The sequence below is a fragment of the Marivirga arenosa genome, from assembly GCF_030503875.2.
Lineage (GTDB): Bacteria > Bacteroidota > Bacteroidia > Cytophagales > Cyclobacteriaceae > Marivirga > Marivirga arenosa.
This window is the reverse complement of sequence record NZ_CP129968.2, coordinates 2,413,156-2,427,655: the sequence shown is the minus strand read 5'-3', so window position 1 is coordinate 2,427,655 and position 14,500 is coordinate 2,413,156. Positions and strand designations below refer to the sequence as shown.

Sequence of the window (14,500 nt, the reverse complement as noted above, 5' to 3'; positions counted from 1 at the left end):
TCAATAATTGAATGCGAAAAGCAAAAAATGAATACTAATTGAATTTATGCAAAACGAAAAAATTGTAATTATAGGAGCAGGTTTATCTGGGTTAACTGCTGCTATTGAATTAGAAAAAGCAGGTTTTAAGCCAACGATATTAGAAGGAAGTGAAAGCATAGGAGGGAGAGTTAAAACAGATAAAGTGGATGGCTATTTATTAGATCATGGCTTTCAAGTACTTTTAACTGCTTATCCTGAAGCTAAGCGCTATTTAGATTATGATAAATTAAATTTAAAAAGGTTTAATCCAGGCGCTCAAATTATTGATTCTAAAAATGGTAGTTATAAAATATCAGATCCGTTAAGACAACCCAATTCAATATTCAGTATGCTTTTTTCTCCTGTTGGTACCTTAGGAGATAAGCTTAAAATATTCCAATGGAATAGAAATTTAAAAAACACCTCCATAGGGCAAATTTTCGAAAAAAAAGAAACAACAGCATTAGCCTTTCTTCAAGATAAAGGTTTTAGTGAGCAGATTATCCAACAGTTTTTCAAACCTTTTTTTGGAGGCATATTTTTAGAAAATGAGCTCAATACTTCTTCAAGAATGTTAGAGTTTGTATTCAAAATGTTTGGAGAAGGATTTGCTGCTATACCTGAAGATGGAATGCAAAAGATACCAGAAATGTTAGCGGATCAGCTTTCTCAAACCGAAATAAAATTAGGTCATAAGGTTGCAAAAGTTGGATTGCGAAAAGTTATTTTGGATTCAGGTGAAGAACTAGAAGCGGATGCTATCATCATTGCTACAAAACCTGAAAAATTGCTACCGCAACTGTCAGGTCAATTCTCAAAAGATCAGAAAGTAACAAACCTATATTTTAGTTCAGATATTGATCCTATTGGAAAGCCCTTAATAGCATTAGTTCCAGAAGAAAAATACCTGACAAATAATGTTACGGTCATGAGTGATACATCTTCAAAATATGCACCAGAAGGAAGTAATTTGATTTCTGTATCTGTCACCAAGGATTACAATGAAAATGAAGCACAACTAAAAACTAAAGTTTTAAATGAATTGATAGAGCTTTTCCCTAAACTAAAGGAGGCCACCATTGAGCATTTGAAAACATTTAATATTCCTCATGCTTTGCCTCAAGTAGATGATTTTCAAAACCAATTGAAACCTTCTCAATCAAAAGTACAGGAAGGCGTATATTTAGCTGGAGATTATCTTTTAAATGGCTCCATTAATGCTGCAATGGCTTCAGGAAGATTTGCTGCACAAGCTATATATGATGACTTAAAAGGACAGGGATTTCGTAACTAATGATTTAATATAAATTCTTTTGCAAGCTGTGAGGTTTCCAATGGGATTTCTTCCATTGGAACATGGCCTGTATTTTCATATATTTTTAATGTGCTGTTAGGAATAATTTTATTGAATTTATAAGCATTCTCAACAGGAATCCAGTTATCATGCTCTCCCCAAATAATCAGTGTAGGAATTTCTAAATTCGATAATTCCTCAAAACGACTATCAGATTTTTGTTGAAACCGCACCATAGTTGCTTCTCTATTGCCTTCATTTAAAAGTAAATCATAATATCTCTCCAATTTGGATTCATTAAATTTGGAATGATCATAATAGACTTGTTTTAAGCTCATCTTTACTAAAAATTTTGGTGTTACTTTTTTCATAAGTTGAGCACTTATAGGGTTATTAATTAAATCAAAAACTGAAAAGCCATCATTAGTTTTAATCACCCTTTTTTGATTTCTTACTCCTGATGAGTTTAAAAGGATCAATTGCTTCACCTTATTAGGATTCATCAAAGCCATTTTGTAGGCTACTTGTCCTCCCATAGAATTACCTGCTATAGAAATACTTTCATAATTTAATTGATCAACTAGCTTCCAAAGTAAATCCGAATAATAATCAGTGGTATATAGATTTTGAGGATTTGCTCCAGTTAAACCATGTCCTGGTAAATCAACAGAAATAGTAGTAAAATCATTTTCTAAATTCCTTTGCCATACTTCCCAAGTATGAAGGGATGAGAAACTTCCATGAATTAAAAGTAAAGCTGGACCCTGACCAGTAATTCTAATATGAAGCTTATTTTGATCAACTGTAATATAGCGAGATTCTTCAGTAAAATATTTTTCTTCATTTACAGTGGTTGGAATATCTGATTTGTAGAAAAAAGCTAATACTACAATGATTAATGCTATAGTTACTATAATTATATAGGTGATTATTTTAAGTGTTTTCTGCATATCAGTTGATTAAAGATTATAATCTAAAGCTAATTTAATACTTTCATTTCTATTCAATTTCCCACTAGGGGTTTCGATAAATTTAGGAATAGATTGTATTGATTTCGGCTGATGGTATTTTTCTATATTATCAATTAAAAGTAGCCTTATTCTAGTTATATCTATTTCTCCTTCTAACAATAAATTGACTGTTTCACCAAGCATTTCATCTTCTTTTCCATAAATGAAAAAGTTGTTGCTAATGTTATAATCACTAAATATCTTTAAGATTTTTTGCTCAAGTTGCTCTGGATGGATTTTTATACCCCCTGAATTTATAACGAAGTCATGTCTGCCTAACCATTCAAATGAAGTAGTAGAGTGGAGCTTCACCACATCATTTGTTTTTAACGCGTCTATTCCACTAATATTCTTGGCATGAATAATTAACCGGCTTTTTTCATCAGTTGAAAACGATACTCCTTCAAGAGCTTGGAATACCTCTTTTTCAAAGGAATTAATTTTTTTAAGTGCCACGTGAGATACAGTTTCTGTCATCCCATAAGTGCTATATACGTTCGTGTTTTTAAACTTATTCTTGATTTTTTCACTCAAAGATTCTGAAACAGGGGCGCCTCCAAGTATAATTGCTTTTGATTGATCTAAAAACTTTATGTTTTCAGCTGTCTCGTCAATAATTTTATCAAGCTGATAAGGGACAAAAGAAAAGAAGTCAATTTTAATATCTTTATTAAAATCCTTTAAAGGATTCCCTTTAACTGGAGCTATAAATAAGTTTAACCCACCAATTAAAGCTCGTGCAATCATCATTTTACCACCTATAAAATCTGGATTAATACATAATAATGCATTATCTCCAATATGAATTGATAGTGTTTTTAAGGTTGACTTAGCGCTGGCTTCAATCTGACTTTTGTAAATATTAATTGCTTTTGGTGCGCCTGTTGAGCCAGATGTTTTTTGCACGATAGTTGGTTTATCACTTAACAAATCATTAATAAAGTTGATAGAACTCAAAATATGATCTTCCTGAAATGTTTTAATATTTAAAAATTGATCGAGATTGTATTTTTGTTCATGAAGCTGAATCGTAATATTTTGTAAGGGATTAATAGACATCTAGTTAATAAATTAAAAGCTTTTAAAATTAATATTTAATTTAGTCTGAATTGTAATATAATTAGTTGAATGTTTAAACTTCAATATTATCATCAATTAAAAATTGAATTCGCAAAAATAAATTTGGTAAAAATGACGTTCTCTTCAGGTGAAATCAATAATAAATACTAATTTTGTAATTAATTATTAAACTCCATAAAATAAAATGTTATCGTTCAAATTAGATCAAATTGACAAAAAGATATTAGATATACTTCAGGTTGATGGAAGAATAACAAATGCGCAGTTATCTAAAGATATTGGCTTATCTCCAGCGCCTACTTTAGAGCGTGTAAAAAAGCTTGAAAACGCGGGTATTATCAAAAGTTATCATGCTAAACTTGATACTGAAAAAATTAATTTAGGGGTAAGTACCTATGTAATGGTATCCTTAAAGGGACACAATAAATCAAATATTGATAAGTTTATTGAAGCTATTGATGATGTAGATGAGATTATCGAATGTAACCATGTTACAGGTTCAAGTGATTTTATTTTAAAAGTCATTGCTAAAGATATTCCTTCATATCAAAAACTAATGTTGGAAAAGGTAAGTGAAATCGAAGTAGTTGATAGTATGCAATCTATGGTGATTTTATCTACTTTTAAAGACAGTAAAAGAATGCCAATACCTGAAAATAATTAATATTATGCTTCAAAAGAGCAATATGATATTAGATAGAGAAGCTATCCAGAGTAAAATCAAAAGGATAGCTTTTCAAATTTTAGAGAATAATTTTAAAGAGGAGCACCTTTACATCATTGGAATTAAGGGTGGGGGCTCTATTTTAGCTCAAAAAATAAGTGAGGAATTAAGAGAAATAAGTGACTTAAATCCTCATTTTATCAAACTTGATATTGATAAAAAATCTTCTGCAACTTCAGTAGTTTCATTAAGTGAAGAAATAAATAACTCTTCAGAAGCAGTAGTCTTATTGGTAGATGATGTATTAAATTCAGGAAAGACTGTATTTTACGCTCAAAGAGCCATTTTAGATCTAGATCTTAAAAAGATCGAAACTGCATTTCTTGTGAATAGGGCACACAGATCATTTCCAATTGCTGCCAATTATACGGGTATAGAAATAGCGACTACCATTCAAGAACATATTACTTTTAACTGGTCAGATGATGGTTTTGGTGTTTACTTGGAATAATTTACTTTTGTATTCAATAAGTACTTAAAACCTAAATACGAACCATGCGCAGATATCTAGTCATTCTGTTTTTAATTAATATTATTAGTTTTAATGCTGAATCACAGAGGATTAGATATAAAAATCTATTCCCGCTTCTTCAAAGTAAAGACTATAAAACAGCGGAACCACAATTATTAGCATTCTTATCTGAAAATGATGACGAGGCCAATGCTTATTTTTATTTGGGTGAAATCATAGTTTCTAAATTAGATACCATTCCCATTTTCCCTACGCATAATCAATTTGATTCAATGGCTAATAAAGCTATTGAGGCTTACAAAAAATCAATTGAACTAGTAGACGATAGAGAGGTCAGAAAAAATGATAATTATTATGCTGCTTATAATAGACGGGATTTAAGAACTGGTAAATTTGGTATTAAGATTTCTGATATTCATTTAGATTATGAAAATAAGATTGAGGCAATAAGAGAAAAGCTAGGATTGTTAGAGGATATCTACCAGCTTAAAATCAGTACATTATCTTCTTATGAAAATTTTTCAGAAAAGATCTTAAAATTCCAAAATAAATTTCCTGATGAACTAGCCTTTTTATTAAGGGCTAAGCAAGAAGATATTGATAAATTAACAGATATAGTAACTTCCTACAATAATTTAATTGTAGAATATACTTCCTTCTCGGAAAAGCTTAATGCAATGAATCATCCTAAGCATCAAGCTGATTTGAATATAAGTAAAATAGAGAATTGGAATGATCTAAATAAACTAAAATTCGATCAAGAAAATTTCAACTTAGAAATCTATGATTATGAAGCATACTTAAGCAAGCTTCAAGAAAGAATTGAGAAAGAAGTAATCCCATTTAAAGCAATGTTACTTAAAACAGTTAATGATTTTAATTCAGATTTAAGTAATAATACAGAGGCTCAAGATTCCACTGACTTGAGGGATTTAAAAATTCCAGAAAACTTAAGCTTAGGATTAAAAGAATTAGACAAAACAAATACTATATTCAATATCTTAGCTTATAAAATTCAAAAAAATGAGACAAACCTATTCAATAATGCTAATCTATACCCCGTATTAGCTGACTCAACTAATATTTATCAAAGGGCTAATTTGGTTGAATTTTATCAAGTAGAATTAAGTAAGCAATTAGCTTTAATTGAGCAGATAGAAGATTTAATATCTGAAAGGATATTTAATGATTTTAATTCTTTCTTTGAAGGATTTGAGCCTTCATTTGAAGCATATTTAGAAACGGAGAAAACAATTGTAAAGCAAAAATTAGAATTGGCGACAAAAAGGAGTGATGAAATGGCAAAACAAATTCAATTTTTCTCCTATGAATCAGATTCAATTTTTTCTTCTTATAGGGTAGCAGCTACTTTTGAAAGTAATAAATATGTATTAAACACTATTGAATTAGATTCTACATTGATATTAAATGGATCAATTGCAGATAATCCTTTCATAGCATCAGCAGCCTTTGATATGAATATCGGTTCATTGGTATTATTACATGATAGTACATTTACTTTAAATAAGATGATATTATTGAATGATAACATACTTATAAATTTAGAGTCTAGCAAAGATGATCAGCGAGTTCAAGTATTACACTATTATACTACAGATTTAGAAGAATTATGGAGCATTGAATATGAGAGTGAATTAGTTTTAGCAGACGCTAAAGTTGAAGCGGGAATATTTTTTATTTACAGTGAAAAAGGAGAGGTTATACAAACATTAAACTCACAAGGGGAGATAATAGGTAATTAATATAATTTTACCTCCGATCATTTTGCGCTTATTAAATCAAAAATTGCATATTTGTATTTTATATTTCTAGGTAAGTATTGCCTTAGGTATTTCAAGAATTAAGATATATAATGAGTCAAAAAATAAATATCACTTTGCCTGATGGCACAGTAAAAGAATTTGATAAAGGAATTACAGGACATGAGATTGCTTTAAGCATAAGTGAAGGCTTAGCGCGAAATGTATTGTCAACTAAAGTTAATGGTCAGGTTTGGGATTCTTCACGTGAGATTAATGAAGATTCACATGTCCAATTATTGACATGGAATGACCCTGAGGGACAAAATACATTTTGGCACTCTTCTGCTCACTTATTAGCGGAGGCACTGGAAGAACTTTATCCTGGAATCAAATTTGGTATTGGACCACCCATAGCAAATGGTTTTTATTATGATGTGGATTTTGGTGATAAAGTCTTAGAAGGAGAGGAGCTTGAAAAAATTGAGCAGAAAATGCTTGAGTTGGCTCGTCAAAAAAATGAATTTAAACGTTCTGAGATTTCTAAGAAAGATGCGGTTGAATACTATCAAGAAAAAGGTGATGAGTATAAACTAGAACTAATTGATGGCTTAAATGATGGCGAAATTACGTTCTATCAACAGGGGAATTTTACTGATTTATGTAGAGGGCCTCATATACCTCATACTGGCTATATCAAAGCAGTTAAGTTATTAAATATAGCAGGTGCATACTGGAGAGGAGATGAAAAGAGGAAACAGCTTACTAGAATCTATGGTATCACATTTCCTAAGCAAAAAGAGCTTAAAGAATATTTAACACTTTTAGAAGAAGCTAAAAAGCGTGACCACAGAAAGCTTGGTAAAGAAATGGAATTGTTTGCCTTTTCTGAAAAAGTAGGGATGGGGTTGCCATTGTGGCTTCCTAAAGGTACTATGTTGAGGGATCGATTAGAAAATTTCTTAAAGAAAGCTCAGATCAAAGCAGGTTACCAAGCTGTAATCACTCCTCACATTGGTAATAAAAAATTATACATCACTTCTGGTCATTATGAAAAATATGGAAAAGATTCTTTCCAGCCGATAGCTGCTCCATCTGACGATGACCATGAAAGCGATGAGGAGTATTTATTAAAACCAATGAACTGTCCGCATCATTGTGAAATCTATAAAACAAAACCAAGAAGTTATAAAGAACTTCCTGTTCGGTTGGCTGAGTTTGGGACTGTATATAGATATGAGCAAAGTGGTGAGCTTCATGGGTTAACAAGAGTAAGAAGTTTTACTCAAGATGACGCTCATATATTCTGTAGACCAGATCAGGTTAAAGAGGAGTTCATTAAAGTAATTGATTTAGTGCTATTCGTATTCAATTCTTTAGGCTTTGAAGATTTCGTTACTCAGGTTTCATTAAGGGACCCTGATAATAAGGAGAAATATATAGGGGGAGATGAAGTTTGGGATAAAGCTGAAAAAGCAATTATTGAAGCAGCAGAAGAAAAAGGGTTGAAAACAGTAGTTGAAACAGGAGAGGCTGCATTCTATGGCCCTAAGCTTGATTTCATGGTGAAAGATGCCTTGGGAAGAAGTTGGCAATTAGGAACTATACAGGTAGATTATAATTTGCCTGAACGATTCGAATTAGAATACGTTGGTGCAGATAATAGTAAACACAGACCGGTAATGATCCATAGAGCCCCGTTTGGCAGTATGGAAAGGTTTGTGGCTGTATTGATTGAACACTGTGCTGGTAATTTCCCGCTGTGGTTATCACCTGAGCAAGTTGCAATACTCCCTATTTCTGAGAAATATGCTGAGTACGCCAATAAAGTATATTCTGAATTAGAGGCGAATGACATCACTGGTTTTATTGATCATAGAGATGAGAAAATCGGAAGAAAGATTAGAGATGCCGAAGTCAAAAAGATTCCATACATGTTAATAGTAGGCGAACAAGAAGCTAATGAAGGGAAAGTGTCGATTAGGAAACATGGCGAAGGAGATCAAGGATCTATGAGTTTAGAAGATTTTAAATCTTTTTTTAATCAAAAGATTACAGATAGTATAGAAAATAAATAATAATTAAAGGTTAGAAATTGGATTGTAATTTTGTAATCCAATTTTTATCACGATATTTGCACATTGTAAATTAAAAAAAGGAGGTTAATATTAGTAAAATGCGAAAAAAAGGCAGCTACAGACCTAGAGGTAGGGAGGAAGAACCTTACAAGGTAAATAGTAAAATTAGAGCTAGAGAGGTTCGTGTAGTTGGTGATAATGTAAAAGTTGACGTCTATACAATTGGTGAAGCACTAAGAATGGCTGAAGAGCAAGGGCTAGACTTAGTAGAAATATCTCCTAAAGCTGACCCTCCTGTTTGTAAAATTATAGACTATTCAAAGTTTAAATACGAACAGAAGAAAAAGCAAAAAGAGATAAAAGCTAAAGCCCAAAAAACTGTGATCAAAGAGATACGGTTTGGGCCTAACACTGACGATCATGATTTTGAATTTAAGTTAAATCATGCTAAAAAATTCCTTAAAGATGGTGCAAAAGTTAAAGCTTATGTACACTTCGTAGGAAGAACCATTGTATTTAAAGATAGAGGTGAGCTTTTATTATTGCGTTTTGCTTCTGAATTAGAAGAGTACGGAAAAGTGGAACAAATGCCTAAGTTAGAGGGTAAAAGAATGACTCTTTTCATTGCTGCTAAGCAAGCTAAATAAGTAACCAATTTAAATAAATAGATAAATGCCTAAAGTAAAAACAAAATCAGGCGCGAAAAAAAGGTTTAAATTGACTGGAAGCGGTAAAATTAAAAGAAAACACGCTTTCAAAAGTCACATTTTAACCAAAAAGGAAACTAAGCAGAAAAGACGCTTAACTGACATGGGACTTGTACATAAGTCTGATGAAGGAAGAGTAAAAGATATGCTTAACCTTTAATATTTCGCAAAATTACAAAAAGAACGAAGGTTCAATGTTAAACCGGGATATTTGGTTTTATCAAGAGTCAATACAAGTTGATCACCAATTTCCAAAAAATTAAAATTTATGCCAAGATCAGTAAATCACGTAGCTTCAAGAGCTAGAAGAAAGAAAATCCTTAAGTATGCTAAAGGCTACTGGGGTAGAAAGAAAAACGTTTGGACAGTAGCAAAAAATGCTGTTGAAAAAGGTTGGTTGTATGCCTACAGAGATAGGAAACAAAAGAAAAGAGAATTCAGAAAATTATGGATTCAAAGAATTAATGCTGGTGCTAGACAGCACGGTATGTCTTACTCTCAGTTTATGGGAGCTGCAAACAAAAAAGGAATAGAATTAAATAGAAAAGTATTAGCTGATTTAGCTATGAATCATCCAGAAGCTTTCAAAAGCGTAGTTGATTCAGTTAAATAATACTTTTTAACTGATATAATACAAGCCTCTTTGCTAACGCAAAGAGGCTTTTTTATTTTAGAGCCAATTTTCTCAATAATAAAAATGGAATTGTAAGTGCAGTATAATATATAAAGAATGGTAAAATTAAGTTGATCATACCTAATACTAATAAAATAGCCATTAGCATTAATTGAAATCCTAAACCATAAAGGGAAATCATAGTCATAAACCAATTAGGAAACCTTTTGCTTTTTGAAGCTTTCGAATCTAGTGCATACATCAAGCTGTCAAAAGGGAGATAAAGAATTTTAAAAGTTTTAAATAAAATATTCACTGACTTTTGACTTTCAATTGGAAATGCTTTTGGTGGTTCCATTTCAAATATCTGACTAGTAGTATCACCGCCTACAGAATTATGTCTTAGTATTACATAATAATAATTATAAAGTGTTCCTTGAAACTGAATACATACATAGGATAAAACAGCGATTGAAAAAGCTTGATTTGTTACAATAGCTATTACAAATATAAATAATAGATTCAGCAAACTGTCAAATATAGAATCTAGATATCTTCCTGAGTAAGAGGGGGTCATCTTTATCCTTGCTAACTCCCCGTCCATTGCATCAACAATAGACTTTAGAATTAAACCAACAGCAGCTATAGCAAAGGTTTCTAAATATATGGCGTAAGCAGATAACACTCCAATAATTCCGAACCCAATAGTAACATGAATAGGAGTTATATTAGTATTTTTTATTACAGTTGCCATGAAAATTGCAGGCATTCTTCCATAGTCGGAAAAATCAAAAAACTTGTGATCTTTATGGATTTTTGGCATTCAGTATTTAAGTATAACCACCGTATTATTTCGGGAGCTAGAGTGAATTAAAACTCATAAACTAGTCATTTCATTATTATGTTTGAAATATTAACACAGTTTATATTTTTTATGAATATTAAAATAATAATATATTAATGTATTCAATGTTGAATAAGTGAATTATTTATGAAATAATACAATTTTCAATTGGTTGATACTATCCCACTACATAAATTAAGATGTTATAATGCTTATTTTAAAAAATATTTGGAATGATTGTGATTATTTCGGGAGAGCTTCTTTACTTTTTCGATATGCAGGATATATATTTTTAGCTATTTATTTATTCCTATACTTACATATATCCAACAATAGTTTTAATTCATTGCATATTTTTACAGCTGTAGTTGCTGTTGTATTACCTTATTTATTATTTCATTATTACGTTAAAAATAATAATGATAAGGGAATTGGAATTCGTCAAAATTTATTTGATTTCTTTTTTATTGGATGGATTATAGGTCTTATCCATTTACCCTACATTCCAACTGTAATTTTTAGTTTAGGGATTATCTGTAATTATGTTGCTGCAAGAGGATTCCATAAACTTCATAGAATACTGTTGATTCCAACTGGTTATCTCTTCACACTGCCTTTCGTAGGTTTTAGTATTCAGGAAAATACACCAGATATTATGATTCATCTGGCATTGAGTTATGCTATTATTCATTTTCTTTCTACTGCTTATATTAGTTATACATTTTCTAAAACTATGCAGTTAATTAATAAAAAGGTAACCATACAACAGAAGGAAATATTAGCGCAATCAGAAGAATTAAAATCCTTAAATGATACTTTACAATCGCTTAATAATCACTTGGAAGAAAAGGTGCATGAAAGAACTAAGGAATTAGAGAGAAAAAATGAAAAGTTGGCCGAATACACTTTTATAAATGGACATCAATTAAGAGCTCCTGTGGCCACAATGCTTGGTTTATGTAATTTAATGGAATATAGTAAAGAAGTTGAGGAAAAAGAATTGTTAATAAATAAGTTAACTAATGAAGTTAAGCTTTTAGATATCACTATTAAAGAAATCAGGTTAAAGCTGGAAACTGATCAAGTAATAGTAGATAAAGTGAAAAAAGTAGAAACTGAGCATTCCCATTTTGAAAAATTCAAAGACTCTGTGGCCTAAGGAAATGCTCAGGATAAGCTGCTTAAATACTCATTTCAACTATTTCTTTCGCTATTTCTGGACCTACTTTTTGTCTCTCACCCAAACCTAACCATTTTCTTTCCTTAAATCTATCATACACAGTTTGAGGAGTTGCTTCATACTGTGATGTGTAATCAGAAAGTTTTGTATCTATTCCAAGAGATTGGAAAAAAGAGACGGTCATTTCAATAGCTTTTTCGGCTATTTCAATTTCAGATTCACCACTTAACCCCCATACTCTTTTACCATATTGCACTAATTTCTCCTTTTTATCGTCAAACAATTTCTTGTAAAGATTTGGAGCAATAATGGCTAATGTTCTAGCGTGATCAATTCCATGCAGAGCAGTTAACTCATGAGCTATCATATGAGTAGCCCAGTCTGTAGGAACTCCTAATCTAAGTATTCCATTTAATGCCATAGTGGCTGACCACATGAAATTAGATGCTGCTTTATAGTCCGCTGGATCCTCCATAACCTTTGGACCAATCTCAATTAAAGTTTGTAAAATACCTTCCGCTATTCTGTCCTGCAAAATAGCATCATGTTTGTAAGTAAGATATTGCTCTAGAGTATGAGTGAAAGCATCTACCACTCCGTTTGCTATTTGTCGTTTTGGTAAAGATTTTATCACAGTAGGATCACAAATTGAGAAAACCGGGAAATATTGTGGCCCTCCAAAAGTTCTTTTCTCCTGTGTAGAAGCTTTCGTCACCACTGATCCGGAATTCATTTCAGATCCTGTAGCAGGTAAAGTTAAAACTGTACCAAACGGTAAAACTTTCTCTTGTTTTCGTGCGAGACCTTTTGCCACTATATCCCATTCATCTCCATCATAAAAAGTTGCTGCAGATAAGAATTTACATCCATCGATCACGGATCCACCACCAACAGCTAAAATGAAATCAATTTTTTCATTTCGTATGATTTCAACTGCCTTCATTAAGGTTTCAAAATGTGGATTAGGCTCTATACCAGAAAATTCAGTCACCTTAAAATCTTTAGTAGCTTCAACTACCTGATCATAAATGCCATTTTTATTAATACTTCCACCTCCATATGCTAGTAAAATATGGCTATCTGCAGGTATATTATCAGAAAGCTTTTTTATTTCACCTTCTCCAAAAATTATCTTAGTAGGATTTTTAAATTCAAATGAGTTCATATGTAAATTTTTATTTCAAAAAGTAAACGCTCTAATCATATTAGAGTTTTTATAATTTTCGATTATTTGTAAATTGAGAATATTGTATTGTTGGCGATTAATAATACAATAAAAGATTAAGCGTTTGTATTATTTTCCAATCTTAATAACTTATGCATAGAGGGATTTTATTTATTGGCCTTTTGATTTTTGGAATTTCATGTTCTGAGCCTGATGATAAGGGTTTGGTTAAAATATACGATTCACTCGTTAACCAAAAGCAGTTTTACTATCAAGTAGAATATAGTCAGTATAAAATTCAGGATCAGTATGCTGAAAAACTATTTGGTATAGTTGATTTAAATCGTAATTCTTATAGTGGTATTTCCAATGCTTATTTCGGCAAATCTGAATCTGAAATAAATAATTTTTTGCAAACTATTTATACTGGTAAGAACTGGTTATATAATTTATCAAGTTTTCAATTTAAGTACTCTGATTCGGATATTTTAACTGACAGTTTGCATAGTCCATTGCTTATAAACCCAGAAGTATTATTTAACATAAAAGACAATTCTTCTAATATAAGCTTCCAAGAGTTGAACAATGATCTGCAAAAATGGGTGTTTGAATTAAAAAATAAACCTGATCATTTGATTTTAATTTGGAGTAAAAAGGACAAAAAATTAACTGAATTAGAATATGTGTATAATGTAAATTCTAAAGATTCCTATAGCAGAAAATGGGTTTTTGATTATTTGACTCCTAAATTATATAAAAGTCTTCAAAATGATCATGAAGCGCTGTTAAAAAATAGTCAAGAATCATTTTTATAATATCTATCTAATAATTTTTATGCTTTATCTATAAATATTGTATTCTGCAATTATTTAATGTATTTTAACTTTTATAAACCAAAATAAGTATGTTTACTGAAGCAGAAATAGCAGTTATTATAGAAGATAAATCCATTGACAAGATTGTGGAAGACTTGAAAAAAGATTTCATTGAAAAAGTCGCGCCATACTTTGAGATCAGCAATCATGATTTTCTTTCATTAATATTATTAAGTCCAGCTGTTGGGATAGCAATGGCTAATGATAATATAAGTTTCAAAGAAGAGATGTCACTGCAAAAAAAGGCTAGAAAATTATCTAAAGGGGGCTTTTTTCTATCAAAAGACCCTGTTGCAGATTGCATGAAGTTTTTAATTAAAAATTTTAAAGACTGGGAAGCTTCATTTTATACTGCTATTAAAAACATATTTAATATATTATTTGAGGAAAAAACTTTGCAAAAAGCAAATGAGGTAGAGACTCCTTATAAGATAAGAGTAATGCGTGCGCCTTACATCTTAATTCGTTTTATATCATCATTATTTCTTGAAAGAGATGAGGATATTTTAAATCCAGGGAAAATCCGAAAAATTGAATGGGATAAAATAAAAAATATTGGGGCTCAAACAGGCTTAGAGGAAGTTGAATTATTTAATAATTTTGTTGACTCGTTTGAGGTAAAATAGATGTATTACTTGCTTTAGCATAATTTTTGTACTTTTGTACAACTAAAATTA

The 14,500-nt window shown here is 31.0% G+C and carries 15 protein-coding genes; 11 read left to right on the top strand and 4 right to left on the bottom strand.

The features are described from left to right. The first annotated feature begins 46 nt into the window (after window positions 1–46). Window positions 47–1,315 carry an NAD(P)/FAD-dependent oxidoreductase gene (locus tag QYS47_RS10535; protein WP_322346009.1) on the top strand — a complete coding sequence of 423 codons (1,269 nt, stop codon included), beginning with the start codon at window positions 47–49 and terminating at the stop codon, window positions 1,313–1,315. Here the strand turns inward: QYS47_RS10535 and QYS47_RS10530 are convergent. Both QYS47_RS10530 and QYS47_RS10525 read right to left on the bottom strand, forming a co-directional pair. Further along, window positions 1,312–2,265, bottom strand: coding sequence for an alpha/beta fold hydrolase (locus QYS47_RS10530; protein ID WP_322346007.1), 954 nt, complete (start codon window positions 2,263–2,265; stop codon window positions 1,312–1,314). The genes QYS47_RS10535 and QYS47_RS10530 overlap by 4 nt on opposite strands. A 9-nt stretch (window positions 2,266–2,274) precedes the next feature. After that, on the bottom strand, window positions 2,275–3,384 hold the full coding sequence (locus QYS47_RS10525) for an AMP-binding protein (protein ID WP_302125089.1): 1,110 nt from the start codon (window positions 3,382–3,384) through the stop codon (window positions 2,275–2,277). Between the two features lie 205 nt (window positions 3,385–3,589). Here QYS47_RS10525 and QYS47_RS10520 point away from each other — a divergent pair, with 205 nt between their 5' ends. From QYS47_RS10520 to rplT, 7 genes are all read left to right on the top strand, one after another. Next, the gene (locus tag QYS47_RS10520; RefSeq protein WP_308356627.1) at window positions 3,590–4,069 is read left to right on the top strand and encodes an Lrp/AsnC family transcriptional regulator; all 480 of its coding nucleotides are present in this window, start codon (window positions 3,590–3,592) and stop codon (window positions 4,067–4,069) included. 22 nt (window positions 4,070–4,091) lie between these two features. Continuing rightward, complete coding sequence (locus QYS47_RS10515; RefSeq protein WP_302129047.1) at window positions 4,092–4,580, top strand: phosphoribosyltransferase family protein; 489 nt, start codon at window positions 4,092–4,094, stop codon at window positions 4,578–4,580. 44 nt (window positions 4,581–4,624) lie between these two features. Further along, window positions 4,625–6,364: a hypothetical protein gene (locus tag QYS47_RS10510; protein WP_322346004.1), complete on the top strand. Its 1,740-nt coding sequence runs from the start codon at window positions 4,625–4,627 to the stop codon at window positions 6,362–6,364. 110 nt (window positions 6,365–6,474) lie between these two features. Further along, complete coding sequence (gene thrS, locus QYS47_RS10505) at window positions 6,475–8,439, top strand: threonine--tRNA ligase (RefSeq protein ID WP_308356630.1); 1,965 nt, start codon at window positions 6,475–6,477, stop codon at window positions 8,437–8,439. 98 nt (window positions 8,440–8,537) lie between these two features. Beyond that, entirely contained in the window at window positions 8,538–9,086 is a 549-nt protein-coding gene (infC, locus tag QYS47_RS10500; RefSeq protein WP_302125096.1) for a translation initiation factor IF-3, read from the top strand. A gap of 25 nt (window positions 9,087–9,111) precedes the next feature. Continuing rightward, window positions 9,112–9,306 carry a 50S ribosomal protein L35 gene (gene rpmI, locus QYS47_RS10495; protein WP_302125097.1) on the top strand — a complete coding sequence of 65 codons (195 nt, stop codon included), beginning with the start codon at window positions 9,112–9,114 and terminating at the stop codon, window positions 9,304–9,306. A gap of 108 nt (window positions 9,307–9,414) precedes the next feature. Further along, window positions 9,415–9,759 carry a 50S ribosomal protein L20 gene (gene rplT, locus QYS47_RS10490; RefSeq protein ID WP_302125099.1) on the top strand — a complete coding sequence of 115 codons (345 nt, stop codon included), beginning with the start codon at window positions 9,415–9,417 and terminating at the stop codon, window positions 9,757–9,759. 52 nt (window positions 9,760–9,811) lie between these two features. Here the strand turns inward: rplT and QYS47_RS10485 are convergent, their stop codons facing one another. Next, window positions 9,812–10,582 carry a CDP-alcohol phosphatidyltransferase family protein gene (locus QYS47_RS10485; RefSeq protein ID WP_308356631.1) on the bottom strand — a complete coding sequence of 257 codons (771 nt, stop codon included), beginning with the start codon at window positions 10,580–10,582 and terminating at the stop codon, window positions 9,812–9,814. A gap of 229 nt (window positions 10,583–10,811) precedes the next feature. Between QYS47_RS10485 and QYS47_RS10480 the strand changes: the two genes are divergently transcribed. After that, window positions 10,812–11,762 carry an MASE2 domain-containing protein gene (locus QYS47_RS10480; RefSeq protein ID WP_322346000.1) on the top strand — a complete coding sequence of 317 codons (951 nt, stop codon included), beginning with the start codon at window positions 10,812–10,814 and terminating at the stop codon, window positions 11,760–11,762. A 22-nt stretch (window positions 11,763–11,784) separates the two neighbouring features. Here QYS47_RS10480 and QYS47_RS10475 read toward each other — a convergent pair whose 3' ends face one another. Next, window positions 11,785–12,948: an iron-containing alcohol dehydrogenase gene (locus tag QYS47_RS10475; protein ID WP_302125106.1), complete on the bottom strand. Its 1,164-nt coding sequence runs from the start codon at window positions 12,946–12,948 to the stop codon at window positions 11,785–11,787. Window positions 12,949–13,100: 152 nt separating this feature from the next. On the opposite strand from QYS47_RS10475, the gene QYS47_RS10470 reads away from it, so the two are divergent. Next, complete coding sequence (locus QYS47_RS10470; protein ID WP_322345998.1) at window positions 13,101–13,763, top strand: hypothetical protein; 663 nt, start codon at window positions 13,101–13,103, stop codon at window positions 13,761–13,763. Window positions 13,764–13,852: 89 nt separating this feature from the next. After that, window positions 13,853–14,449: a hypothetical protein gene (locus QYS47_RS10465; protein WP_308356635.1), complete on the top strand. Its 597-nt coding sequence runs from the start codon at window positions 13,853–13,855 to the stop codon at window positions 14,447–14,449. Window positions 14,450–14,500 lie beyond the last annotated feature (51 nt).